General features: G+C 70.4%; 19 protein-coding genes. 2 read left to right on the top strand and 17 right to left on the bottom strand.

What is annotated here, in order from left to right:
* Nucleotides 1–7: 7 nt before the first annotated feature.
* From ACFULQ_RS25435 to ACFULQ_RS25390, 10 genes are all read right to left on the bottom strand, one after another.
* On the bottom strand, nucleotides 8–1,792 hold the full coding sequence (locus tag ACFULQ_RS25435) for an ABC transporter ATP-binding protein (RefSeq protein ID WP_383547471.1): 1,785 nt from the start codon (nucleotides 1,790–1,792) through the stop codon (nucleotides 8–10).
* Between the two features lie 35 nt (nucleotides 1,793–1,827).
* Nucleotides 1,828–2,679: an ABC transporter permease gene (locus ACFULQ_RS25430; protein ID WP_381009327.1), complete on the bottom strand. Its 852-nt coding sequence runs from the start codon at nucleotides 2,677–2,679 to the stop codon at nucleotides 1,828–1,830.
* Nucleotides 2,676–3,704 (bottom strand): ABC transporter permease, encoded by a 1,029-nt coding sequence (locus ACFULQ_RS25425; protein WP_383547467.1) that lies wholly within the window; start codon nucleotides 3,702–3,704, stop codon nucleotides 2,676–2,678. Before ACFULQ_RS25425 ends, ACFULQ_RS25430 begins: the two co-directional genes overlap by 4 nt.
* A gap of 70 nt (nucleotides 3,705–3,774) precedes the next feature.
* The gene (locus tag ACFULQ_RS25420) at nucleotides 3,775–4,380 is read right to left on the bottom strand and encodes a cysteine hydrolase family protein (protein WP_383547464.1); all 606 of its coding nucleotides are present in this window, start codon (nucleotides 4,378–4,380) and stop codon (nucleotides 3,775–3,777) included.
* 41 nt (nucleotides 4,381–4,421) lie between these two features.
* The gene (locus ACFULQ_RS25415) at nucleotides 4,422–5,210 is read right to left on the bottom strand and encodes an SDR family NAD(P)-dependent oxidoreductase (protein WP_383547461.1); all 789 of its coding nucleotides are present in this window, start codon (nucleotides 5,208–5,210) and stop codon (nucleotides 4,422–4,424) included.
* Complete coding sequence (locus ACFULQ_RS25410) at nucleotides 5,194–6,036, bottom strand: MoaF C-terminal domain-containing protein (protein ID WP_383547458.1); 843 nt, start codon at nucleotides 6,034–6,036, stop codon at nucleotides 5,194–5,196. The genes ACFULQ_RS25415 and ACFULQ_RS25410 overlap by 17 nt, the downstream gene beginning before the upstream one ends.
* 105 nt (nucleotides 6,037–6,141) lie before the next feature.
* Complete coding sequence (gene hpaD / locus ACFULQ_RS25405) at nucleotides 6,142–7,140, bottom strand: 3,4-dihydroxyphenylacetate 2,3-dioxygenase (protein ID WP_361277253.1); 999 nt, start codon at nucleotides 7,138–7,140, stop codon at nucleotides 6,142–6,144.
* Nucleotides 7,137–8,630, bottom strand: a complete 1,494-nt coding sequence (hpaE, locus tag ACFULQ_RS25400; RefSeq protein ID WP_383547454.1) for a 5-carboxymethyl-2-hydroxymuconate semialdehyde dehydrogenase — start codon at nucleotides 8,628–8,630, stop codon at nucleotides 7,137–7,139. The genes hpaD and hpaE overlap by 4 nt, the downstream gene beginning before the upstream one ends.
* A 9-nt stretch (nucleotides 8,631–8,639) precedes the next feature.
* Entirely contained in the window at nucleotides 8,640–9,563 is a 924-nt protein-coding gene (gene dapA, locus ACFULQ_RS25395; protein ID WP_383547451.1) for a 4-hydroxy-tetrahydrodipicolinate synthase, read from the bottom strand.
* Nucleotides 9,560–11,068 carry a fumarylacetoacetate hydrolase family protein gene (locus ACFULQ_RS25390; protein WP_383547449.1) on the bottom strand — a complete coding sequence of 503 codons (1,509 nt, stop codon included), beginning with the start codon at nucleotides 11,066–11,068 and terminating at the stop codon, nucleotides 9,560–9,562. The genes dapA and ACFULQ_RS25390 overlap by 4 nt, the downstream gene beginning before the upstream one ends.
* A gap of 299 nt (nucleotides 11,069–11,367) precedes the next feature.
* Here ACFULQ_RS25390 and ACFULQ_RS25385 point away from each other — a divergent pair, with 299 nt between their 5' ends.
* Both ACFULQ_RS25385 and ACFULQ_RS25380 read left to right on the top strand, forming a co-directional pair.
* Nucleotides 11,368–12,345 (top strand): helix-turn-helix domain-containing protein, encoded by a 978-nt coding sequence (locus ACFULQ_RS25385; protein ID WP_361277249.1) that lies wholly within the window; start codon nucleotides 11,368–11,370, stop codon nucleotides 12,343–12,345.
* Between the two features lie 170 nt (nucleotides 12,346–12,515).
* Nucleotides 12,516–13,967 (top strand): aldehyde dehydrogenase family protein, encoded by a 1,452-nt coding sequence (locus tag ACFULQ_RS25380; protein ID WP_383547446.1) that lies wholly within the window; start codon nucleotides 12,516–12,518, stop codon nucleotides 13,965–13,967.
* 441 nt (nucleotides 13,968–14,408) lie between these two features.
* Here ACFULQ_RS25380 and ACFULQ_RS25375 read toward each other — a convergent pair whose 3' ends face one another.
* The 7 genes from ACFULQ_RS25375 to ACFULQ_RS25345 form a co-directional block, all read right to left on the bottom strand.
* Nucleotides 14,409–16,727 carry a beta-L-arabinofuranosidase domain-containing protein gene (locus tag ACFULQ_RS25375; protein WP_383547444.1) on the bottom strand — a complete coding sequence of 773 codons (2,319 nt, stop codon included), beginning with the start codon at nucleotides 16,725–16,727 and terminating at the stop codon, nucleotides 14,409–14,411.
* A gap of 138 nt (nucleotides 16,728–16,865) precedes the next feature.
* Nucleotides 16,866–18,509, bottom strand: a complete 1,644-nt coding sequence (locus ACFULQ_RS25370; RefSeq protein ID WP_383547442.1) for a glycoside hydrolase 43 family protein — start codon at nucleotides 18,507–18,509, stop codon at nucleotides 16,866–16,868.
* A gap of 570 nt (nucleotides 18,510–19,079) precedes the next feature.
* A complete protein-coding gene (locus ACFULQ_RS25365) occupies nucleotides 19,080–20,585 on the bottom strand; it encodes an ATP-binding protein (RefSeq protein ID WP_383547440.1) in 1,506 nt (501 codons plus the stop codon).
* Nucleotides 20,586–20,638: 53 nt separating this feature from the next.
* On the bottom strand, nucleotides 20,639–21,391 hold the full coding sequence (locus ACFULQ_RS25360; RefSeq protein ID WP_383547438.1) for a response regulator transcription factor: 753 nt from the start codon (nucleotides 21,389–21,391) through the stop codon (nucleotides 20,639–20,641).
* A gap of 228 nt (nucleotides 21,392–21,619) precedes the next feature.
* On the bottom strand, nucleotides 21,620–23,356 hold the full coding sequence (locus ACFULQ_RS25355) for a CotH kinase family protein (RefSeq protein ID WP_383547436.1): 1,737 nt from the start codon (nucleotides 23,354–23,356) through the stop codon (nucleotides 21,620–21,622).
* Entirely contained in the window at nucleotides 23,356–24,033 is a 678-nt protein-coding gene (locus tag ACFULQ_RS25350; RefSeq protein ID WP_383547434.1) for a DUF4956 domain-containing protein, read from the bottom strand. The genes ACFULQ_RS25355 and ACFULQ_RS25350 overlap by 1 nt, the downstream gene beginning before the upstream one ends.
* On the bottom strand, nucleotides 24,030–24,869 hold the full coding sequence (locus tag ACFULQ_RS25345) for a polyphosphate polymerase domain-containing protein (RefSeq protein ID WP_361277262.1): 840 nt from the start codon (nucleotides 24,867–24,869) through the stop codon (nucleotides 24,030–24,032). Before ACFULQ_RS25345 ends, ACFULQ_RS25350 begins: the two co-directional genes overlap by 4 nt.
* Nucleotides 24,870–25,398: the final 529 nt, after the last annotated feature.

Below are 25,398 nucleotides of genomic sequence, written 5' to 3'. Positions count from 1 at the left end.
GTTGCGGTCAGGAGACCGCCAGGCGGGGTGAGTTCGCGACCAGCGAGCGGGTGTAGTCCTCGATGGGGTTGTCCAGGACGTCCGCCGTCGTGCCCGACTCGATCGTGCGGCCGCCGTTGAGCACCACGACCCGGTCGGCGAGGGCCCGCACGACACCCAGGTTGTGGGTCACGAACACCAGGGCCAGCTCCCGCTCGGCGCGCAGCCGGTCCAGCAGTTCGATGATCGCGGCCTGCACGGAGACGTCCAGCGCCGAGGTGATCTCGTCGCAGACCAGCACCGTCGGCTCGCACAGCAGCGCGCGGGCGATGGCCACCCGCTGGCGCTCGCCGCCGGACAGGTCCCGGGGACGCGCCCCGGTCAGCCGACGGGGCAGCGAGACCTGCTCCAGCGCCGCCGCGGCCCGCTCCTCGGCCTCCGCCCGGCCCAGGCCGAAGAAGTGCCGCACCGGTACCGCCAGGGACTCGCCGATGGTGTGACGCGGATTGAGGGAGCGGTACGGGTTCTGGAAGACGTACTGGATCGTGCGCCGCTGCTGCGCGGTGCGTTCCCGGGAGCGGCCGGCCAGCCGCTCGCCGAGACAGCTGATCGTCCCGGTGTCCGGCGCGGCCAGTCCCACCAGCGAGCGCGACAGCGTGGTCTTGCCGCTGCCGGACTCGCCCACCACGGCGAGACACTCGCCGGCCGCCACGGAGAAGGTGGCGTCCTGGATGACGGGCACCCCGCCGTAGCCCACGCTCACCCCGCGGACGTCGAGCACCGGCGGGCGACGGTCCTCGGGGATCTGCCGGGCGTCCGGCTCACCGGCGATCCTGACGGGCGCGTCGAGATCGGTCACCCGGGTGCAGCGCACCGCGTGGTCGGTCCCCAGGGGACGCAGGACCGGGTCCGGTTCGTCGCACCGGGCCTCGTGGAAGGCGCAGCGGGGGGCGAAGAAACACCCGGGCGGGCGGGATCCGGGGGAGGGCGCGTGTCCCGGGACCGGGGTCAGCACCCGCCGCTCCGTGACGTCCGGGACGGTCGCGAGAAGGCCGCGGCTGTACGGGTGCCGGGGGCCGGTGAACAGGACGGGCGCCGGCGCGGACTCGACGATCCGCCCCGCGTACAGCACGATGACCCGGTCCGCGAGCTCCTGAACCACCGCCAGGTCGTGGCTCACGTACAGCGCGGCGACCCCGTGCCGACGGCACAGTTCCTTGACGGTCTCCAGGACGTGCGCCTGGGTGATGACGTCCAGACCGGTGGTGGGCTCGTCCAGGACGATCGCCTTGGGGCGCAGCACGAACGCCATGGCCAGGGCCAGCCGCTGTTGCTGACCGCCGGAGAGCTGATGCGGGAAGCGGGCGAGGAACGCCTTGTCGGCGGGCAGCCTGACCTCGTCCAGCGCGCGCGTGACCAGGCTCTGGAGTTCCTCGTCGGAGACGTCGGGCCGGTGCACGGTCACGACCTCGCGCAGCTGGGTTCCGATCCGGTGCGCGGGGTTGAGGGCGGCGCCCGGGTCCTGCGGGATGTACGCCACCAGGCGCCCGCGTACGTCGGCGAGCCGGGCCCGGTCGAGCCCGAGGATGTCCACTCCGTCGACCACGACCCGGCCGGCGGTGATCCGGGCGCCCTTGCGGGCGTAGCCGAGCAGGGCCGATCCGACGGTGGTCTTGCCGCTGCCGGACTCGCCGACCAGGGCGACGATCTCCCCGGCGTCGAGGGTGAACCCGACGTCGCTGACCACGTCGGCGCCGCTCGCCGTCAGCTCGACACGCAGCCCCGACACCTCGACCATGTGCGCTCTCGTCACCGGGCGCCGCCTTTCCGTGGAAGTCGTGGAGGTCGTCATGCGCCGTTCCCGTCCGTGAGTCCGGCCGCACGGCGGCTGACTCCCTCGCCGAGGGTGTTGGTGGCCAGCGTGAACAGGGCGATGAGAACGACCGGCAGGGCCGCCGCCCACGGCTGGAACACCAGGCCCGCCCGGTTCTCGTTCACCATCAGGCCCCAGTCCGCGTGGGGCGCCTGGATGCCGTAGCCCAGGAAGCTGAGTCCGGCGATCACACCGATCGACCAGGTCAGGATCGCCCCGGTCTGCACCACGAGAGGGGCGACGATGTTCGGCAGCACCTCGCGCAGCAGGATCCGCCGCCGGGGGACGCCCATCATCTCGGCCACCTCCACGAACTCCTGCTCGGCCGTCTGAAGCGTCACCCCGCGCACGAGACGTCCCACGGTGGGGCTCCAGCCGAGGGCCACCAGGACCACGATCAGCAGCGGGCTGTGACCGAGCAGAGACACGAACAGCAGCACGAACACGATCTGCGGGAAGGCCAGCAGCACGTCCATCAGCCACACGATGAAGCCGCCCAGGAAGCGGCGGACGTAACCGGCCACCAGCCCCAGTACGGTGCCCAGGGCCACTCCGAGGGCGGTGGTGGCCACCGCCATCCACACCACGGAGGTGCCGCCGGCGAGGACCCGGGAGAGCACGTCCTGCCCGAGGTAGTCGGTACCGAGCGGGTGCCCCGCACCGGGCGGCTGGTAGGGCGCGCCCACGATGTCCGACGGGGCGTGCGGCGCCAGGTACGGCCCGGCCAGCGCGAGGAGGACCATCAGCCCGGTGGCGACCGCGCCCCACAGCAGCTGCCCGTCGCGCCGCGCCCTGGGCCTCGGCGGCGCGAGGCTCAGCGCCGTCATCGCAGCCCCCTGGTCCGCAGCTTCGGGGTGACGTACACGGTGACGATGTCGGCGAGAAGGTTGAACATCACGACTCCGGCGGAGAAGAGCAGGGTGATCGCCTGGATCACCGGCATGTCCCGGTACGACACGGCGTCGTTGAGCGCGCCGCCGAGACCCGGGTAGGTGAAGACGTACTCGACGACGACCACACCGCCGAGCAGATAGCTGAGCATGAGCGCCGTGCCCTGGACCGCGGGCACCAGCGCGTTGGGCAGGGCGTGCCGCCAGACGATCCGCCGGTCGGGGATGCCGCGCAGCCGTGCCATCGCCACGTAGTCGGACTCCAGGACCTCGATCACCGACGCGCGCACCATCCTGGCGAGGAAGGGCGTCGTGGTGAGCAGAAGGGTCAGACTCGGCAGCACCAGCGCCGAGGGATGCGCGAAGGGGCTCGACCCGGGTGGGATCAGTGAGGCCGAGGGGAACCAGGCGACCACGGTGGTGGACAGCACGATCAGCACGAACGCGCCGATGACGAAATCCGGCAGGGCCATCAGACCGACCAGGACGGTGTTCACCGAGCGGTCGGCGAGCCGGTCGCGTCGCACGGCCAGGGCGATGCCGAGGGCGAGCGAGAGCGGAACCATCAGGACCGCCACCACGAGGAGCAGGGACAGCGAGTTCACCGCCCGGTCGGCCAGCAGGGACCCCACCGGCCGCTGCGAGGCGATGGACTGCCCGAAGTCGCCGCGGACGGCGTGACTGAGCCAGTGCCAGTACTGGCTGGACAGCGACTGGTCCAGGCCGAGTTTGGTCCGCAGCTCGGCGACCAGGGCGGGTGTCGCCTGCTTGCCGAGGATGGTGCGCGCCGGGTCCGAGGGGAGCAACTGGGTGGCGAAGAAGATCACGACGGAGACGGCCAGCAGTACCAGCACGCCGGAGCCGATCCGCGCCACGATCCACAGGTGCCGGGAACTGCGGACACGACGCGTGGCCCGGCCCACGGCGCCGCCGGTCATGACGGGGGCAACGGTTTCGATCATGGAAGGCCCTCTCGCGGGAGCACGTGGGTCGAGGCCGGGCGGGAAGGGGGCGTAGTGCGGGAAGGCCGTTCTACTTGAGCGCGGCCAGTACCTCGGCGGTCGTGCCGATCTCGCAGAGCAGCGAGAGACCGAGGGCCAGGGCGCCCTCGTGCCACTCGCGGCTGATCGAGCAGAGGCCGTCACTGGCCAGGACGATCCGGTAGCCGATGTCGGCACCGTAACGGGCGGTGCTCTCCACGGACAGGTTCGTCCACGTTCCGGTCAGGATCAGGGTGTCGACGTCGGCGGCGCGCAGCACGATGTCCAGCTCGGTCCCGGTGAACGCGCTGACCCGTTCCTTGTGGATCACGAGGTCACCGTCGACCGGTTCGAGACCGGGCAGTACGTCCATGCCCGGGTCGCCCTCCTGGAGGCTCTCCTCGTCGGCCAGCTCGCGGAACAGCTCGGGGAGCCGGCCGGTCGGCCGTACCCCCTTCGCGCTGCGGTGGTGCACATGGATCACCTGGAGCCCGCCCGCGCGGGCCGCGTCCAGCAGGGAGGCGATGTGCGCGACCACGTTCTGTTCGACAGCGTGCGCGCCTGCGCCGTCCTCGGCGTCCGGTCCGGCCACGCTCTCGTGCATGTCGAGCACCAGCAGGGCCGTGTGGGCGGGGTCGAGGGGCTTGATCTCACTCATGGGCTGGGGTCTCTCCCGGTTGGGCCGACGGGGCCGGAGGCTCAGTGGTAGTGGTTCATGGCGGTCTGGCCGCCGTCGACGGCGATGGTCGCGCCGGTCAGGAACGTGGGCGCCTCGGTGACCAGATAGCGCACGACGTCGGCGACCTCGGCGGGATCGGCGGCACGGGACATCGGGTTCATGTGCCGAAGCCACTCCGCGTCCACGGTGTCCACGAAGTCGGAGATCATCGGGGTGCGGATCCAGCCCGGCGCGATCGCGTTCGCGGTGATGCCGTAGGGGGCGAGGTCGACCGCCAGGCTGCGGGCCAGGGAGTGCACGGCGGCCTTCGCGGCGTTGTAGTGGGCCAGCCCCGCGTCGCTGACCATTCCGCTGACCGAGCCGATGAGCACGATCCGCCCGCCTCCTCGGGCCTTCATCAGCCGGGTGGCGTGCATGCAGGACAGGGCCGCGCCGTTGACCACCACGTCGATCATGGTGTGCCAGTCGGCGGGTGTCAGTTCGTCGAACGGCGCCACGTGCAGGGCCGCCGCGGCGGTGACCAGGGCGTCGAGCCGGCCGTACTCGGCCTCCACCCGGGCGAACAGGGCGTCGACGTCCGCGGGGGCGCCGACATCGGTGGGTACGGCGCAGACACGGGCGGCGGGCGCGATCGTACGGAGGCGCTCCACCGCGTCCGCGAGGGCCTCGGCGCGACGGCCGGCCACGACGACGTCGTAGCCCTGTCCCGCCAGGGCCTCGGCGACGGCGAGACCGATACCCGTGGCTCCGCCGGTCACGACGGCCACCGGTGCGTCCCGGCGCCCGCTCGCGTCAGTGCCGGAGCTCACGTGGGTCTCCCGGGTGATCGGCATCGGCAAGGGCGGCGGTCCGGGGGTCGTACGGCTCGGGGAACCAGCTGTTGCTGATCGCCGTACCGCGGGCGCCGAAGGAGAAAGCGTTGAGCGAGCCGTCCTCCTCCTCGCCGAGCATCGAGGCGTAGGACTGCATGGTCGCCAGGTTCAGCACCATCACGGCCGCGATCGGCAGGACCCGCTCGCCGAAGCCCAGGACATGGATGTCGTCGCGGACCTTGAACATCACGCACGGGTCGACCTCCGCCAGCCGGAACTCCTCACCGGCCAGGCAGTGCCACACGTACCAGTCCTCGTTGAGGTAGATGTGCTCGTAGACGTCGGTGGGGCTGTACGTCCACATGATCCGGCGGCCGACCAGTTCCCGGGAGCGCTCGAACCGTCCGGTGTCCCGGGAGCCGCTGAGGGCTCCGTGCCGGAACCGCTGTCCGACCTTGGGCTGTCCAGGGGTCTTCGTCCCGGCGACCGTGCTGTCGACGACGAGCGCCCTGCCGTCGCGCAGGTCGAGGAGCGCGGACCGGGAGGTCTTGCCCTCGGTGATCGCCTCCCGGCGCAGGAAGAACAGGTCGGGGGCGACCTGGAACACCTCGTAACGGTGGACGGGCCGGACCGCCGAGCCGCCGGAGGAGTCCACCGCGGCCGACGGTTCCCGCAGGTCGACCACGACCTTGGCGCCGTCGTCGAGGGCGATGACGAGCCGGCGGCCGTGCAGGGCCTCACTGGGTGCGGGTCTGTTGGTCAGGAAGGTGTCGCCGAGCCCGAGGGAACCGGCGTCGGCGTCGAGATCGGATGGAGTGCTCATGGTTCTTGTCTATTCGTCGGAGTGGACCGGGGTCTTGTCCGCCAGCGACCTGCACTTGCCGGGAGCGGCACACTGACGGTCGGCGCGGGGCCGGGAGGGGCCGGCTCAGCCGAGGCCGTCCGCACCGACCCGTACGGCCGACTCGTCCAGCAGGGCGTCGGAGACGGGCTGCGGACGTCCTTCGAGGTCGAGGACCGGGGTCGCCTCCTTGTACCAGGACTCGATGACCGCGTTGCCCCAGAAGTCGCGGCGGCGGTCGTCGTGGACGTTCCATCGGTACGTCTCGTGGTCGGGGTCGCCGGTGTAGTAGTCGGAGGTGTAGATCTCCACCCGGTGCCCGTCGGGGTCGCGGAGATAGAGGTAGAAGGCGTTGGAGACGCCGTGGCGGCCGGGGCCGCGTTCGATGTGGTGTTCCTTGCGGAGGGCGCCGAAGATGTCGGCGGCCCGCAGGACCTGGTGCGATTCGTGGGTGGCCACGCCCAGGTGGTGCAGCCGGGGCCCGGCGCCGCCGGTGAAGGCGACGTCATGGACGGTCTGCTTGCGGTACATCCAGGCCGCGTACAGCTCGTGCTCGTCGCCCTCGATGGTCTCGGAGCAGCCGAAGCCTAGGGACTTGTAGTGGGCGTAGGCGGCCGGGATGTCGGGGGTGCAGATGTTGAAGTGGTCGAGGCGGGCGATCTGGGCGCCGCGGTGGAGGTCGTAGCGCTGGATGAGGCGCTCGCCGCGCTCGATCTCATGGAAGAACTCGACCGGGAAGCCGAGCGGGTCTACGACACGTACGGCGTCGCCGACGCCGACCGTGCCCTCGCCCTTCTTCAACCGCTTGACGGGGCGGCCGAGTCCGGCGAAGAACTTCTCCGCCTTGTCGACGTCCTCAGGGGCGCGGACGCGGTAGGCGATGTGGTCGAGGGCGGCGATCCCGCCCCTGCGCAGAACGAGTGAGTGGTGGGTGAGTTCGTCGGTGCCGCGCAGGTAGAGGCTGTCTGCGTCCTCGTACTGGACGTGGAAGCCGAGCATGTCGACCCAGAACCAGCGGGCGGCGCCGAGATCCGTGACGGCGAGCTGGGCGTAGGCGGAACGGATCACATCGGGTGCGGTCGTCATCGGCGGGCTCCGAAGCGCGGGACGTGGGTGTCGCCGAGGGCGACCGAGACGATCTGCCGGTCGGTGTAGAAGTCGATGCTGTGCACCCCGCCCTCCTGGCCGAGCCCGGAGGCCTTGACCCCTCCGAAGGGCGTGCGCAGGTCGCGGACGTTGTGGGAGTTCAGCCACACCATGCCGGCCTCGATCGCCTGCGCGACACGGTGACCGCGCTTGAGGTCGGAGGTCCAGATGTAGCCGGCCAGTCCGTAGCGGGTGTCGTTGGCCAGACGGATCGCGTCCGCCTCGTCCTCGAAGGGCGTGAGCGCGACGACCGGGCCGAAGATCTCCTCGCGCCAGATCCGCATCGACGGGTCCACGTCGGCGAAGGCGGTGGCCGCGAGGTAGTTGCCCTCCGGCAGGTGCGCCGGCCGTTCACCGCCCGCGACCAGCCGGGCACCCTCCTCCCGGCCGGACGCCACATAGCCGAGGACGCGCTCGTAGTGCTCCGGGTGGACCAGCGCACCGATCTCGGTCGCCGGGTCCTGCGGGAGGCCGACGCGGACGCGGGCGGCCCGTTCGGCGAACCGGGCCACGAACTCGTCGTAGACGGAGGCCTCGACGATGATCCGCGAGCCGGCCGTGCAGCGCTCCCCGTTGAGGGAGTACACGCCGAACAGCGCCCCGTCCACGGCCGCGTCCAGGTCGGCGTCAGCGAAGACCACGCAGGGGGACTTGCCGCCCAGCTCCATGGACAGGCCCTTCAGGCCGGTGGCTGCGGCCCGCATGATGAGCTGCCCGGTCGTGGTCTCGCCGGTGAAGGAGAGCAGCGGTACGTCCGGGTGCTCGACCAGGGCGGCGCCGGCTTCCTCGCCGATGCCGTGGACGAGGTTGAAGACGCCCTGGGGCAGACCGGCCTCCTCCATGATCCGCGGCCACAGGGAGGCGGACAGCGGGGTGAACTCGGCGGGCTTGAGCACCACCGTGCAGCCGGAGGCGAGGGCGGGGGCCAGCTTCCAGCTCTCCAGCATGAACGGGGTGTTCCACGGGGTGATCAGCCCGGCGACGCCGATCGGTTTGCGGACCACGTAGCCGATCTGCGCGGCGCTGCGGAAGGCGTCCTCGTGCAGCGCGTTGATGACGTCGGCGAAGTAGCGGAAGTTCTCGGCGGCCCGGCGGGCCTGTCCCCGGGCCTGGGTGATGGGCAGTCCGGTGTCGAAGGACTCCAGTTCGGCGAGCCGGTCCTCGCTGGCCTCGATGCCGTCGGCGATCCGCTGCAGGATCCGGCCCCGCTCGCGCGGGCTCATCCGCGGCCAGGGGCCGTCCGTGAACGCCCGGTGCGCGGCGGCGACCGCCGCGTCGATGTCGGCGGTCCCGCCCGAGGCCACCGCGCAGTAGGGCACGTTGCTCGCCGGGTCGGCGTTCGGGAATGTCCTCCCGTCGGCCGAGTCGGTGTACGTCCCGTCGATGTAGTGCTGGATCAGCTTGGGCAGGTCGTCGGGTGTCTTGGACATGTCTGGTCCTCAGAGGTCGAAGTCGAGGAGGTCGGCGCCCGCGGCGCGCAGGGCCCGGATCCGGGTGAGGCCCGCTTCGGTGGGTTCGACCAGCGGCGGACGTACATGTGCGGACCCCAGCAGTCCGGCCTCCCTCAGTACCCACTTGGCGGGCGCCGGGTTGGTCTCCACGAACAGCAGGTCGACCAGCGGATGCAGCCGGTAGTGCAGGTCACGCGCGGCCTCGTGGTCGCCGGAGTCCCACAGCGTGTACATCCGGGACACCGCCGCCGGGGCGATGTTGGCCAGTGCGGAGACGAAACCCGCGCCGCCGAGGGAGAGCAGCGGAAGACACAGCAGTTCGATGCCGGACCACATCAGCAGGTCCTTGCCGCAGGCGTGGAAGGTGCGGGAGAAGTGCTCGAAGTCCTTGGTGGTCTCCTTGATCCCGACGATGTTGTCGAAGTCGCGGAAGAGCCGGGCGACCGTCTCGGGATCGATGTCGACGGCGGTGCGCGAGGGCACGTTGTAGACCACCAGCGGCAGGTCCGGGAACTCCCGGGCCACGGTCGCGTACCAGCGGTACAGCGCCTCCTGCGTGGGACGGGCGTAGTACGGCGTGATGACGAGCGCGGCATCCGCTCCCAGGTCCCTTGCGGCCGCGGTCAGTTCGAGGGTCTCGTCGATCTTGGCCGAGCCGGTGCCGGGCAGGAACGGCACCCTCTCGTCGATCACCTCCACGGCCGCGCGCATGGCCGCGACGCGCTCGGTGACCGTCTGCGCGCCGGGCTCTCCGGTCGAACCGCCCAGGGAGATGCCGTGCGAACCGGAGTCGATCTGCCAGCGGACCAGACGGCGCAGACCGTCGAGATCCACCGTTCCGTCGTCGGTGAACGGGGTGACCACGGGGGCGAGGGAGCCCCGGATGCGGGCGGGGTCGCTGCGGAACTTCACGGTCGGCTCTCCTGGGGTGCGGGGGTCGAGGGGACGTCGGACTGAGGGGTGGGGGAGGCGGGGAGCCGTGCCGACCCGGCGGCCGACCGGGCGTTGCACCAGGCGTGATACGCCTCCCGCCAGTCCGGGCCGATCGGGTAGAGACCGGCGACCGAGGCGCCCTCGGCCACGCGTTCGGCGATGAAGGCCTCCTGCCGCTCCTGCTCGACGGAGTCGGCGATCAGCTCGTCCAGCAGGTGCGGCGGCAGCACCAGGACCCCGTCGGCGTCGCCGACGAGTACGTCCCCGGGCTGTACGAGCGCGTTGCCGCAGGCGATGGGCACGTCGGTGTCCCAGGGGACGTGCTTGCGTCCCAGGACCGCGGAGTGCACCGAGGTCGAGTACACGGGCAGGCCCAGTCCGGCCACGGCGGCACTGTCGCGCAGGCCCCCGTCGGTGACGACGCCGGCCGCGCCGCGCCGCAGCGCCCGCAGGGCGAGGATGTCGCCCAGAGTGCCCGCGTCGGCCTCCCGGCGGGCGTCCATGACCAGTACCTCGCCGGGCAGGACGGACTCCACGGCCCGTTTCTGGGCGTTCATGCCGCCGCCGTGGCGGGCGAAGAGGTCGTCGCGCAGCGGAAGATAGCGCAGTGTCCGGGCGGTGCCGACCATCCGCAGATCCGGTCGGACGGGGCGGACACCGTCGACGTAGCAGCCGCTGAGGCCCCGCTTGCGCAGCTGCGAGGCGAGGGTGGCGACGGAGAGCGAGGTCAGGGCCTCCCGCCGCTCCGGAGTCAGTACCGGTTCGACGGGGGTCCCGTACGCCGCGGCCCGGTCCTCGGGGAGGGTGCGGGGCATTGCCCCGTACTCGGCCAGCGGACCCCCGGCCTCGACGACCGGGTTGGCGAGCCGGCCCGTGCTCTGCCCGGATCCGCTGACCTCGACCTCGACCAGGTCGCCCGGCCCCACCACACCGGCGCCGCTCGGCGTGCCGGTGAGGATGACGTCCCCCGGCTCCAGGGTGACGGTGCGGCTGAGGTCGGCCACCAGGCGGGCGAAGTCGAAGAGCAGGGTGTCGCTGGTGTCGTCCTGCACTACCTCGCCGTTGACCCAGGTGCGCAGGCGCAGCGCCGCCGGGTCGACCGAGCGGGCGTCCAGCAGCCGGGGGCCGAGCGGGGTGAAGCCGTCGGAGCCTTTGGAGCGCAGGTTGGAACCGCGGTCGGCGTAGCGGAGGTCGTACACTCCCGCGTCGTTCGCAGCCGTCACCCACCGGATGTGCCGCCAGGCCCGGTCCGGCGGCACCCGGTGCGCCCGTTCCCCGACGACCAGCGCGATCTCGCCCTCGAAGGACATCAGCTCGCAGCCTCGCGGGCGGACCAGTTCGTCCCCGGTGCCGGCGAGGGAGGTGGCCGGTTTGAGGAAGTAGGACGGCTGGTCGGGGACGCGACCGCGCTCGGCGGCACGGCTGCGGTAGTTCAGGTGGACGGCGACGACCTTGCCGGGGCTGACGCCCAGGGGATGCGGCATGAGGGCTCTCCGAGCGGTGGGTCTGGAAGCGGACGGGCCGGGGGCCGTACGGCCGGACGCGCCGGAGCACGCGGCGCCGTCCACGGTCTCCCGGCGGCGGCCCGGGTGGCTTGTGCGGGGACGCACACCCGTTGACCGCCAGCGAACGCCGAAGAGGCCGGACCCTTGGCGCGGGGCCGTCGGCACGGCACAGTGGGCTCAGTCGTTGGGGTTCAAACGATTGTGACCTGACCGAAATATGCGAAACGTCCAATCGGGTGCACGATGACTGACCAGTCGGGACCCCCGAGGGAGGCACCATGTCGCTGGCCCTGCGTACAGCAGATCTGCCCCAGTCCGAACGCTTCGACTTCTGGCGCGACATCGTCTGCGACGCTTTCGTCCCGCTGCGCGCCGAACCGGGCGACGGCCCCTTCCGCGGTCAACTGCGCGGCCTGAGTCTGGGGGAGCTGCAGGTCACCGAGATCGAGGCCACGGCGCACACGGTGTACCGCACACCACGCACCATCGCCTCCTCCGACGCCGACTACTTCAAGCTCGGCCTCCAGCTGCGCGGCTACTGCCTGCTCGCCCAGGACGGACGCGAGGCCCCCCTCACCCCCGGCGACTTCGCGATCTACGACACGACCCGCCCTTACACCCTGTCCTTCGACGACAGCTACCGGCAGCTCGTGCTCATGGTGCCGCGCACCGTGCTGCGTGTCCCGCCGGACAAGGTCTCCCGGATCACGGCCGTCCGGGTGTCCGGGCGCAACGGCATCGGCGCCCTGGTCTCCCCCCTGCTGCTGCGGCTCGCCGACCATCTGGACGAGTACGAGAACGTCGGCAGTCTCCGGCTTGCCGACAACATCGTGGACCTGCTGGTGACCCTGCTGTCGGAGCGGCTGGAGACAGAGGCGCCGTCACCCGACTCCGGGCGGCGCGCGCTGATGATGCGGATCGCCTCGTTCATCGAACGGCACCTGGGAGACCACGACCTCGGCCCCGAGAGCGTCGCGGCCGCGCACTTCATCTCCACCCGCTACCTGCACAAGCTCTTCCGCGACGAGGGCACCACGGTGTCCGCCTGGATCCGCGAGCGGCGCCTGGAGCACTGTCGCCGGGACCTGCGCGACCCGCTGCAACTGAGCCGCCCCGTGGGGGCGATCGCGTCCCGCTGGGGCTTCGCCGACGCCGCCCACTTCAGCCGGGTCTTCCGGTCCGCGTACGGGGCGAGCCCGCGCGAGTACCGGCTCACCAGCGAGCCGGCCGGCGGTCTCACCCTGTCGCTCGACTGATCCGCGCCGGTCACCCGCCGACTGGGCACGACCCGTCAACCGCTGTTCCCTCACGGACAAGACCCCCTGGCCCCGAACGGAGACGCTGGTCACGCAGCCTGGCAGGACCGCGTCAGCGGCCTGCGGCAGACCAGCGGGTACCAACGGGACAAGATGAGGCGGGCACCGGTATGGACGTCGTTCGGGGCAGTTTGTTCATCGGCGGCGAATGGGCCGGTGCCGCCGGCGGGGCGGAGTTCACCAGCTTCGACCCGGCGACGGGCGAGCCCGTCGGGCTCTTCGCGGAGGCCGGCCGGACGGACGTGGACCAGGCCGTGGAGGCGGCGAGCGAGGCTCTTCTCGCGCCCGGCTGGGCCGGCATCACGGCTGCCGCCCGAGCCCGACTGCTGTGGCGGGTGGCCGACCTGATCGAGGAACACGCCGGAGAACTGGCCGAGTTGGAGACCCGCGACCAGGGACAGCCGCTGGGGATCGCCCAGGGAGTGAGCGTGGCCGGCGCGGCCGAGCACTTCCGGTACTACGCCGGCTGGTGCACCAAGATCGAGGGCACGGTCGCGCCGGTGTCCTTCCCGGACACCCTGCACTACACCCGGCGCGAGCCGGTCGGCGTCTGTGCGCTGATCACACCCTGGAACTTCCCCCTGATGATCGCGAGCTGGAAGATCGCCCCGGCGCTGGCCTGCGGCAACACGGTCGTGGTCAAGCCCGCCGAGCAGACCCCGCTCACCACGCTGCGGCTCGTGGAGCTCATCGAGCGGGCCGGTGTCCCGGCCGGTGTCGTCAACCTGCTCACCGGCGGACCGGACGTGGGAAGGGCCCTGGTCGAGCACCCCGGCGTCGACAAGGTCTCCTTCACCGGCTCCACCGCCGTGGGCCGTGAGATCGTGCGGGCCTCGGCAGGCAACCTCAAGCGGGTCACGCTGGAACTCGGCGGCAAGGCGGCCAGTGTCGTCGCCGCCGACGCCGACATCGACTCCGCCGTCGAGGGCTGCCTCCAGGGCGCTCTGCTCAACAGCGGCCAGGTCTGCGCCGCCTACTCCCGCTTCTATGTGGACCGCCGTCGCGCCGACGAGTTCACCGAGAAACTCGCCCGCGCCGCCGCCGGACTGCGCCTCGGCCCCGGCATCGACCCCGACACCCAGCTCGGCCCGCTCGTCAGCGACGAGCACCTCGCCAAGGTCGACTCCTACGTCCGGCGGGGCGTGGCCGAGGGGGCGCATCTCGTCACCGGCGGCAGCCGGGAGAACGGCGCGCTGGAGCGGGGCAACTTCTACCGCCCCACGGTCTTCGGCGGCGTCCACGACGACATGGCCATCGCCCGCGAGGAGATCTTCGGCCCGGTGCTCCCCGTACTCGCCTACGACGATCCGGACGAACTGGCCACCCGGGTGAACGACAGCGACTACGGCCTCGCGGCGGCCCTGTGGACCCGGGACCTGTCCACCGCCCACCATCTCGCCGCCCGGGTCCGGGCCGGCGCGGTCTTCGTGAACATGCTGCCGATCCCGGACAGTGCGGCGCCCTGGGGCGGGTTCAAGGCCAGCGGCTGGGGCCGCGAGATGGGGAAATATGCCCTCGACGTCTACACCGAGGTCAAGGGCGTCTGGATGCATCTGGGCTGAGCCCGGTCGGAAGCGGCCTCACGGCGACGCACCGGGGGAGACGGGGTTCCGGCCGCCGTCGGTGAACCCCGGTCGGGCTCCGGCCGCGGAGCTCTGACCCGCCCGGCGCCGTGGTCGGGGAGCTGCGTCAGGCCGAGGGCGGCGGTCAAGGGGCGGTTCCGCAGGGCCCCGTGATTGCCGCCCTCGTACGCTCTGGTGCCGGTGTCCGGCTCCGACACGTGGGCGCCGGGCGGTGCGGCCTACCGGTCCGTTCCCGTCACCCGGGAGCCGCGTGATGCCGGCAGGCCCGACCACGTCCCGCGTGGCCGACGCGATGCCGCCGTGCAGCCACGAGGGACCCTTGAGCCGGGGCGCCGTGATGGTCATCTTGCCGGTGCGCCGCGCGAACTCGACGGCTGAGGCCCGGGAATCCGGCTGACTCGGTAGGGAGGGGCAGCAGCGCTAATTGCGCACGACGCGCCACCGGTTGTCGGCCGTGCCGTCGTCCGAGTCCTGGACCGCGAACGCGCCGACGGCGGTGGAGCCGCCCGCGACGGCGAGGAGTTTGCCGCTGTTCTCGTTACGGATCTTGTAGGTGCCGTCGTTCTGGTCCAGCAGGCTCCAGCGGTGGTCGGCGGTTCCGGAGTCCGACCATTGCAGGACGGTCGCGTCGTCGGCCGTGGACATGTCCTGGACGCCGAGGACCTTGCCGCTGTGGGCGTTGCGGATGCGGAAGGCGGCGCCGTCGTTGACCAGCTCCCAGTTGTGGTCGGCCGTGCCGCTGTCGTTCCACTGCAGGGCCCGGCCGCCGTCGGCCGTGGACATGTTCTGGATGCCCAGGACGAGACCGCTGCCGGCGTTGACGAGGCGGACGGTGGGGGCGGAGCCGATGCTCCAGTAGACCGTGTAGTTGTGGCCGTGCGCGTCATGGAACGGTCCGAGGTCGACGGTGGAGCCGTTCGCGGTGGCGGTGAAGGTGAGCGGGCCGGTGGAGGTCCGTTTGATCGTGGAGGTGTCCAGGGAGGGCGGGGAACTCAGCGCGGTGTCACCGTAGTCACCGGACAGGACGAGCGGACCGTAGGTGATCGCGGCGACCTTGGAGTTGTCGTTGGCCGGCCGCATGATGATCCGCATGGGCAGGCGGACGGTCACCGTGTCGCCGGCGGTCCAGGAGCGGGTGAGGGCGGCGTAGCTGCCGGGGGTGGCGGTGACGTTCTGCGGTGTGCCGTTGACACTGATCACGGCCCCGGTGGTCCAGCCCGGGATACGGATGCGCATCGTCCACGTCCCGGAGGCGTTGCCGGTGACGACCAGGGTGCTGGTGTCGGTCGCCGGGAAGGACGTGGTCTGCGTGACGGTGAGGCCGCGCTCGGTCCAGGTGAGGACGGACGGTACGAACAGGTTCACGGTGAGGGTGCTGCCACCGTCGTGGAAGTAGACGGAGTCCATCAGCCGGGTGTGCATCTCCAGGCCCGTGCCCTGGCAGCACCAGAAGGTGGTGTAGTCGGTGCTCCAGGTGCCACCGCCCCAGGCCGGGCCCACACCGCGCCGGCCCCCGGGCTTGAGGGGAGTGAAGTAGGTGACGTGGCCGTGGGGGTCGGCCGGGTTCTGCTGGCCGATCATCTGGTTGAGCCACGCCTGCTCGTAGTAGTCGAACAGAGCAGCCCGGTCGGGGGTGAGGGCGTAGAGCTCCCGGGTGAGGCTCAGCATGTTGATGGTGTTGCAGCTCTCGCAGGTGTCCTGGTTCAGGTAGGCGGCGATGGCGTTGGGAGCGCGGAAGTGCTCTGCCTGGCTGTTGCCGCCGATCGCGTAGGTGTGGGTGCCGACGCAGATGTTCCAGGCGTTGGTCGCGATGTCCCGGTAGCGCGTGGTGCCGGTGGCCTTGTACTCGCGGGCGGCGCCGATCCACTTCGGTACCTGGGTGTTGGCGTGCAGCCCGCTGAGTGCGTCCGTGCCGGCCGCCAGCGGGTCGAACACCGTGGCGTGGTCGAACCGCTTGGCCACGGTCAGCCAGCGATCGTCCCCCGTCTGCTGGTAGAGGTCGGTCAGTACGGTGTTCATACCGCCGAACTCCGTGCCGAGCATGGCCTGTGTCTGCGCCGTGGTGAGTCGGCCGGTGCGCGTGTCGACCCAGCCCGCCAGGGCCAGCAGGACGCTGCGGGCCTGGGTGCTGCCGATGTAGCGCCACACGTCCAACAGGCCGGCGAGAGTCTTGTGGATCGTGTAGTACGGCACGTTGCCGTTGCTCAGGGTGCGTGCTTCCAGGGCCGTGAAGTCGGACTCGGGGTAGCCGGAGAGATATCCGGTGCCGAAGCCGACGGTGCCGTTGTTGGCCTGGCACTTGGCCAGTTCCGCGACCATGTACGTCGCCTTGTCCCGGCACACGGTGTCGCCGGTCACGGCGTACAGCTGGGCCCAGGCGGTGAGGAAGTGGCCCTGGACGTGGCTGCGGAAGGGGAACGACGGCGCGTCCCAGCCGCCGTTCGCGGTGGCGCCGCCCGTGGACAGACCGTGGTTGGCGCGGAAGACGTACAGCAGCCGGTCCACGTCGACGAACCGCAGGTAGCTGCTGGTGCGGTTCTGGTTGTCCAGCCAACGGCTCGCGGTCAGCCGGACCTGGCCGAAGTCGAAGGGGTGTGCCAGCACCCCGATGTCGGCGCGGGCCGGAGGTACCACGGCGGCCCGGGCGGGGGCACTGCCGAGCACGGGTCCGGCGGAGGAGGCGACGACTGTGGCCCCGGCCACCTGCAGGAGGCGGCGTCTGCTGACAGAGGAAGACATCGTGTGCCCTTTCCATGACGGGGGACTCTGGTGGGTGGTTCGGACGACGCGGAAGGACCGGTCGGCGTACGAGCGCGGGTGCCTTCCTCCTGAGGGGAGGGCCGGGCCCCGCTCCGGCGACTGCGCGGCGTTGCCCGGTCAGGGGCTGGTCAGTTCGAATCGGGTGACCTTGACCGAGCCGCCGAGCGCCAGGGTGGCGTAGTTGAAGACGGCGTACCGGTAGCCCATGAAGAACCGCCACTCGTTGCCCATCGTGAACGCGGGCCCGAGACGGACGAAGGTGGTGCCGTCGGTGCTGTAGGAGAAGGTTCCCGGTCGGGCCGCGCCGGGGCGGATGTCCGCGTCCGCGCGCAGCCAGACACGGCTCCCGGAGATGCCGGCGCTCGCGACCTCGGTGCCGGTGCCGGTGGTGTTGTAGCTGTTGTCCATGGTCAGGCCGTTGACCATGACCACCCGTGTCGCGCCGCTGTCGCGCTTGACGCCGATCCAGGCCGAGGAGTTGCGCAGCAGCGCGAGCCCGGCGCGGTCGCCGTCCTTCATGGCGGAGTGGTCGAGCTGGATCGTCGCGGTGGACGTGGGGCCCTGGATGCGGTGGGTGAGGGTGTTCCGGGCCCAGTACAGGTCGTCGGTGACCGTGGCGGTCCGGAGGGTGAGGCCGTTGCTGACGGACCACTTGCTGTTGTCGGGGTTGTGGTTCCACTCCCACTTCGGTGTGAGGGTCGTCCCGCTGAAGGTGTCGACGCCGGTCAGCGGGGTGACCTGGCGGGGCGGGGCCGGGACGGCGGGGGTGGGGTAGGAGGCGCCCCAGGCGTTGCTGACGAGTTGTACGGTCGGCCAGCCGTCCGAGGTCCAGGTGATCGGGGCGAGGACGGGGATGCGGCCGCCGGGGTAGGCGTCGACGAAGGCCATGTAGTACCAGGCACCGTTCTGGGTCTGGACGAGTCCGCCCTGGTGCGGGACGCCGCCGCCGGAGACCGGTCCGGGCAGGTCGAGGAGAACCTGCCGCAGGGTGTAGGGCCCGAAGGGGCCGCTGGTGGACTTCAGGACGTACTGCCCGTTCGCCGGACGGGTGAGAAAGATGTAGTGGTTGCCGTTGATCTTGTAGAAGCGGGAGCCCTCCAGGGCGCCGATGCTCGAGGGCGTGGCGAAGACCTGCTGGGCCCGGACCTGACTGCGTCCGTCCGCGGAGAGTTGGGCGACGCTGATGGTGGTGTTGCCGTAGGCCACGTACATGGTGTCGTCATCGTCGATGAGAAGGCCCGCGTCGTAGTAGGCGTTGTCGATCGTCGTGAGCCTGCTCCAGGTGCTTTCGACGGACGTGGCGGTGTAGATGTACGTCTTGGAGAAGTCGATCTGCCCCAGCCAGTAGAACGTCTTGTTGCTCGGGCGGTAGTTGAGGGACGAGGCCCAGACGCCCCTCACATAGCCCCGCGCGCCGTTCAGGTCGTACTTCGCGCCGAAGTCCAGCGTCGGCACGGAGTGACCGGCGAACTCCCAGTTGACCAGGTCGTAACTGCGAAGGACGGGCGCCCCCGGCGAGTAGTGCATCGTGGAGGCCGAGCAGTAGTAGGTGTTGCCGACCCGGATGATGTCGATGTCCGCGAAGTCCTGCCAGATCACCGGGTTGGTGTAGGAGGCGGCGACGGCCTCGGGACTCACCGCGGCGGGCGGGGACGCTGCCGCGCGTGCTCCGGACGCGGCAGGCACCGAGGCTCCGGCCAGCAGACCGGTGGCCGTGGCCAGCGCCGAGCGGCGACTGTGCTCTTGGTTGAGCCATGACATGGGCGTTCGCTCTCCTTCGTGTGACGGGACCGGACGTCAGCGGGTGACGGGGTTACACGACGAGGTGCGTTGCGTCAGGGGAGATGCCAGGGCGTCGGTTCCCCGGTGTACAGAGCTCGGGTGTCGCGCGGGGCAGTGGGCCGGCCCGGGTTACGGACCGGCCGCCCGAGGGCTCCCGCCGGATGGTGGGAATACCCGGCTGCCGTGACATGACAGGGGGGCCCAGCAGGCGCTGCTCGTCTGGGCATACAGACTCCATGGGCGGTCGGGGCCCGCCGTACGACCACTTGCGCGTCGTCGGGCGTCCGGCGTGGTGGCGCGTGGAAGGGCCTTGCCGGTGCTGATGATGCGGGTGCTGTCGTGCCTGGGGTGTGCCGCGTGCGGATCGACCGACAGTCATGTTCGATATCACGACCATCGATCGGCCCGTCGGTCGCCTTGGATACTAGAAGGCTCAGAGGGAACGTCAATACCTCTCGCACCGAACGTCTCGTGACGGACGGCGGCCGCCTCGGCGGTGCTCCTCGCGGCCTACTGCCCTTCTCGCGTGCGGACGTCGCCGTCACCGTGCTAGCCCGGAACACAAGGGTGATCGTCCCGTGCCACGGGGTGGGTGACGGGAAGGAGAAGGCGGAAGGTGCAGCCCGGGCCCGGAAGAGTGTCCAGTTCCAGCCGACCGCCATGGTTCGCGGCGATGGCCGACGCGATGGCGAGGCCGAGGCCGGACCCCGCTTCGGCCTCCGTGCCAGGACCTGCGGCGGCTCGGTAGAACCGGTCGAACACGTGGGGCGCCTCGTCAGGTCCGATGCCGGGGCCGCCGTCGGAGACCTCGACCACACAGACCGGGACGCCCGGCGGCAACGGAGGACAGACGCTGCTCCGTCCGGGGCGGTCCGCGCCCGTGGCTCCCGCGTCAGTCCGTGTGGTGCCGACCCCGACACGGACCCACGTCCCGGCGGGGGTGTGGACACAAGCGTTGGCCACGAGGATTTCCACCACCTGAGCCAGCTGGTGCGGATCGCCGAGTGTCTCCACAACGGCGAGCTCGCCGTCCCGGCCGGCCTCGTGACCGTCGCCCATGGGCTCCAGGCCGACGCGGTGGCCGCTGTGACGTACCGCCGCCGTCGTCACCGCGTCGGCGGCCAGGGCGAGCATGTCGACGGTCTCCCGTTTGAGGCGTGGCGTGTCGCCGAGCTTGGCGAGCGTGAACAGATCGCCCACCATGCGCGTCATGCGGTCGGCGTTGTGCGCGATCTGCTCGTACGCCTCGATGCGCCGCCGGTCGCTCATCCCGGGCTCGTGGAGGAGGAGTTCCGCGAAGCCCTGGATCGAGGTGAGCGGCGTGCGCAGCTCGTGGCCCGAGTCGGTCATGAAGCGGCTCAGACGGGTCTCGGACGCCTCGGCACGTCGCAGGGCCGCGCGCAGTCGGTCGAGCATGGTGTTCAGCGCGAGACCGAGGCGGCCGACCTCGGTGTTCGGGTCGGGTGCGGGAACACCGAGGTCCAGCGCACCGTCCGTGATGCGCTGCGCCGCGTGCTCGATCCTGGTGAGCGGTCGCAGGCCGAGACGGACCGCGGCGTTGCTCAGCAGGACGACACCGAGGGCTACACCCGCGTCCAGCACGAGGCCGAACCAGAGGAGTGTGGTGGTCGCGCCGTCCACGGTGTCGAGGGGGAGCGCCACCACGGCGCGCATGTTCCGGGGCCCGGAGTCGGTCACGAGCCGCCAACTCCGTTCCCGGGTCCCGGTGTCGTCCCGTACTGTGACGGGCTCGTTGTCGGCCGGCTGCAGACCGGCGTTCGTCTCCGGCAGGGGAGGGCCCGCCCCGTCGCCGAGGGAGTCCGCGAGCAGGAGGCCGTCGGTGCCGTAGAAGTACACGTGGTAGTCCGAGGGCAGACCGTCGTCGGGGTCGGGATGCCGCAGGGCTCCGGTGTCGGCGATCTGCAGGTACACGTGGGTGGGGGGACGGAAGTCGAGGAGCCGGTCGTCGATCTGGTCGATGAGCCAGGACCGCAGCACGATCAGCCCGGCGATCTGGCAGACGAGCACCGCCGCCGCGGCCGGCAGGCAGGCCATCCAGATGAGGCGTCCGCGCAGGGAACGAGGTCGTGACGGTCGCAGCCGAATTCTCACGAGGCGGTTGTCCCGGCTCCCTGGCGGGGCAGGCGCAGGCAGTAACCGACCCCGCGGACTGTGTGGATCAGAGCGGGCGGTGTTTGGTCGATCTTGCGGCGGAGATTCTTCACGTACGTGTCGACGATGCGCGTGTCGCCCGCGAAGTCGTACTTCCACACCAGCCGTAGGATCTCGGCCTTCTCCAGCACACGCTCGGGGTGGGACAGCAGACAGGTCAGCAGCCGGAACTCGGTGGGGGACAGCTTCAGCGGCCGGTCGGCACGCAGTACGTCGTGTGTGCCCTCGTCCAGGATCAGATCGGCATAGCGCAGCTCCCGCCGAGGGCTCCACGCGGACGCGGGCGCGCTGCCTCGGCGCAGGATGGCTCGGATCCGCAGCAGTACCTCCTGTACATGGAAGGGCTTGGTCACGTAGTCGTCACCGCCGGAGCTGAGCCCGACGATCCGGTCCTCCACCTCGCCTCGGGCGGTGAGGAACAGGACAGGGGTGTACGCACCCAGCGTCCGTAACTCCCGGGTCAGCACGAACCCGTCGGTGTCCGGGAGCATCACGTCCATCAGAATGAGGTCCGGGCTGCGGCGGCCCGCTTCGAACATGGCCTCCTGCCCGGTGCCGGCCGGCACCACCGCGTAACCCGCGGCGCGCAGGGCGGACGTGAGCAGGGCGCGGATACCCGGGTCGTCCTCCACGATCAGAACGGTGTGGCGGGCACCGGGTGTCGACGGGGCGGCATCCTTCTGGCTCACGGCTCCGACTCACCTCGGACATGTAGGCAGACCGGGCCCGGGGGCCCGGTCGGGGACGGAGGCGCGATGCTATCCACGGTTTCTGTGCGGGGCATGAGCATGGGGCCCTCGCTCCCTGAACGCCCGATGAGATCGCGTCAGGTGCAAGGACCCCCGGAGGTCCGGAAGGTGACGTGGGCCGGCGTCCCGGGCGGGACTGACAGACGGGAAGCCCGGGACGCCGGTGTCTCAGCCGGTCACCTGCGTGTCCTTGGCGAGCGCCTCGGTCCGCTGGGTGACGGTCTGTTCGAGGGCCGAGGCCGCGGTGTCGAGGTCTTCGCTGTCGGCTCCGGCGGCGCGGGCCTCCTCGGAGATGGTCTGCAGCGCGTCCGCGGCGGCTCCCGATCCGTAGAGCTTCTGGTAGAGCGAGCGGTAGGCGTCCTTGTAGACATCGTCCAAGGAGTCGGACTCCAGGAACCGTTCCTTCAGGATGTGTCCCGAAGAGAATCCGCCTCCGCCTCCGCCGGTGCGGTCCTGGCCCTCCCCGCCACCGTTCTGGCCACCGCCTGCGGCTGCGCCGGGCATTCCCTGGGGAGCACCGGAGGGAATGCCCTGGGGCGCTCCGCCCGCCGCGCCGTCCTGCCCGGCCTCCGGTGCCGTGCCGTTCCCCGCGGAAGCACCCTGCTCGCCGTTGCCTCCTCTGCCCCCTCCGATGCTGAAGGTGTCGTCCGGCCCCGCTGTGGCGTCTCCGCTGAAGGTGAGGTTGTAGTCCCAGCCGAGGACGGAGAACTTCTTGGTGTCCAGGTCGTACCACAGCAAGTAGTTCTTGCCGGGGCCGGCCATGTCGTCGCCGTTCATCAGGAGGTTCTGCATGGCGACGTAGTTGGCCAACGACTCGACGTCGACGTACGTGTCGAGATCCCGCGCGAACTCCTCGTCGGAGGCGCTGTTGACCCACTTGATGAGCTGCATGACCGGTTCGAGGTCCTGACTGCCCTTCTTGTTCAGCTGCTTGAACGACGACTCGTAGTCAGTTGGGTCATCGCCGTTGTAGGCGAAGCTGCCACCGGCCTTCGCCTTGTAGAGCACTCCGTTGCCCAGGTCCTCGGCGTAGTCCGTGCCGGGGCTCTCCACCATCAGGCGGGTGACGGCCGGCCGGTTGTTCACCTGTACGGATGCGAAGCCGAAGCGCTCTGCCGCCTGGCCGCTCTCCTTGGTCAACGCCAGCGAGAGCGCCTCGTTGAGCGGCACCTGCGCCTCGCTGCCCGGCCTGAGCGAGATCTCCCGCTCGCCCTGATAGGCGCGTCCCTCGACGTACTCGTCGATCTTGACAAGCCAGGGCAGTTCCTCGGGCTTGTCCTCGGACAGGTTGTACGACACCATGCCGCCGCCCCTGCCGCCGTTACCGCCTCCGGTGGCTCCACCCGTGCCACCAGTGCCGCCGTCCGCGCCCCGGGCGCCGCCCTGACCGCCCGTTGCGTTCGTCGCCTCGCCCGACGGGCCCGCGTCGGCGTCACCGGCGCCCTGCGGAGCGCCCTGCGCGGCATTCGGCATGGTCCGGCCGCCACCGGGCATGTTCGAAGTGCCACGCAGGGACATCAGTGTGGAGTTCCCCTTCAACCGGATCCCGACGTCTTCCAGATAGACACCGTCGATGACGAGGTCGGCCTGTATGTAGTCCTTGGTGCCCTCGTCGCGGAACTCCTCCATCATCTCCTCGAACCTGCTCTGGTCGTACGTGAGCTGGATCGAGTGGGACACGGTCCGGTCGTACAGGTCCACCGTGCCCTCGACGTTCTCCGTGATGGGGTCGGACTCCACCTGCGACGCGGAGGTGACATAGGGGGTGACACGCGCGTCGCCGAGGAAGTACACCATCGACGCGAGCCCGACGCCCAGAGCGGCGGCCGGCCTCCAGTGGTGGCGCAGACGGACCGGAAGCCGGTCGCGGAGCCGTCGCCCCGGACTCCTCGGACGGCCCGCCATCACAGGTCGGTCGTGTCGTAGCCGGTCAGGACCGTCACGCGTTGCCCGGACGTGCGTGCCTGGAGGGCCGCGACCAGGTCGCCCGGCTCCGTGCCCTTCTTCATGCGGACGGTGTAGAACACCTCGGTGAGCGCCCCGCCCCGGATCGTCTCGGTGCTCACCAGCTCGAACTCGCTGGTGTACTTGATCAGCACGTCCGTGATGGCGGGGGTGTGATTCTCCCCGGCCGGCACCTGGACCTTGACGACCTGCCGCTGGACGTTGAGCGCGAACCAGTTGAACTTGAACATGACGATGACGACGGTGCAGATGACCACGGCGCCGACGGCGGCCAGGGTGTAGAAGCGGGCTCCGCAGGCCATGCCGATCGCCATGGCCATGAAGACGAAGCCCACGTCCCTGGTTTCCTTGATCGCGTTTCGGAAACGGATCACGGACAATGCGCCGACCAGTGAGAACGCCCGGGCCAGGTTCGATCCGACCACGAGCATGATCAATGCGACGATCATGCCGACGATGATCAGGGTCTGGACGTAGGACTGGCTGTAGGAGACGTTGCGGTGCGTGTAACGGTAGGTGTATCCGATCGCCGTGCTCAGGATGAACGACAGCGCCATGGCCGCCACCACGTCGGCCACGCTGAACGTGCCGCTGAGTTCCTGTAGTTCGAAGTTCACTGTGCTCCTGCCTTCATCGGCGCGCCCGGCGCCGGCCGCTGGTGTTGCGGCGGTTGTCCTGTGGGGGTGGGGGGCGGGTAGTCCGCCTCGTTGACGTGGAAGACCGACCGGGGTGCCAGGCCGAAGGCCTCGATGGACTGCACGTACTTGGAGATCCGGACGAGGTTCAGGTTCCGGCGGGCCGCGAGATCCGTGATCCAGTGCGGGGTGCGCTCGTTCACCTTGATCTCCATCACCGACAGGTGCGCCGGGATGGTGAACCGGTTCTCCGGTGTGGAGACACCGAAGTGGAAGTCCCGGTCCCGGCCGCGGACGCGCCGGTCGAAGGTCACCCGCAGTCCGGTGTCGGCGTCGCGTCCTACCAGCGCTTCGCGCTGGTAGCCGGTGATCGCCGTAGGCTGCAGATTCAGGCGCACGATCAGCTCCAGCACCTCCTGGATGAACGCGCTCTCCCTCGGCGAGTGCTCCACCATCTCTTTGCCGTCGCACAGTCTGCGCGCGACCTGGTATGGGAGGGTGATACGGCGCTTCTGAGTGACCCGGTTGACCCGCTGCTTGATCTCCACGCACACCGGCGACTCGTCTGTCACGCCGTCGAGGTCGCCGTAGTGACGGATGCGCAGCTTGCGGCGGAACTTCAGTCCCTCGATCTTCTCCCAGTAGAAGCGGAGCTGCGGGGTGTCGTAGTACAGGCTCCACACCCCGTAGCCGCCGACCGGGCTGTGCAGGTCACGGTCCATCCGTTCGGCCAGTTCGTCCCGGATCTCGGCAGCCTGCTCGACCGGTACGAGATACTTCAGCTCGAAGCGGTTGAACGCGTGCAGGCGACTGGCCACGTGCAGCGGAGCCGAATCCTCGCGTTCGACGACCTTGCCGTCGCCTTCCTGCGCCTGTGCCCCACGGGCCCGGGCATGCTTGGGCGCGGCTGCCTTCGACCGGAACACCATGTGTCTCCTTGCTCTCCTGCGGACCAGCCAGCGACGCATACGCAACCAGCGGCTCCTGAAGGGCTCATGAGAATGGCGGGTGTATTCGAGGAGTCCCTTTGGTTGACGGAAGATGAACGACCGGGGGTGGCGGCCCGATGGTCCGATCGCGGCGGCGGGGAGCGTCCCGCCACGGAGGACCGGCGTCGGCGCACCACCTGATGCCGGGCCGGATGCGCGACCGCGGCCGCCGGCCCTTCCCGGTGTGTGCCCGGCGAGTCCGTCGCCGTCGTGCACAGGGTTCCACTGGCATCCCGCCGTAGCCGGTCAAGCTGGAGGAACACTCGGGACGCGGCCCGAATCGCCTTCGCCGGAGGGCGAGTTGAGGCTCCCCGAGCCGGGACCAGCGGTGTTCGCACGACAGCGCGCGGCGGCATGT

The organism is Streptomyces sp. NPDC057253, assembly GCF_042669125.1.
Classification (GTDB): domain Bacteria; phylum Actinomycetota; class Actinomycetes; order Streptomycetales; family Streptomycetaceae; genus Streptomyces.
The sequence above is the reverse complement of the archived record's forward strand: the minus strand, read 5'-3'. Positions and strand labels throughout refer to the sequence as shown.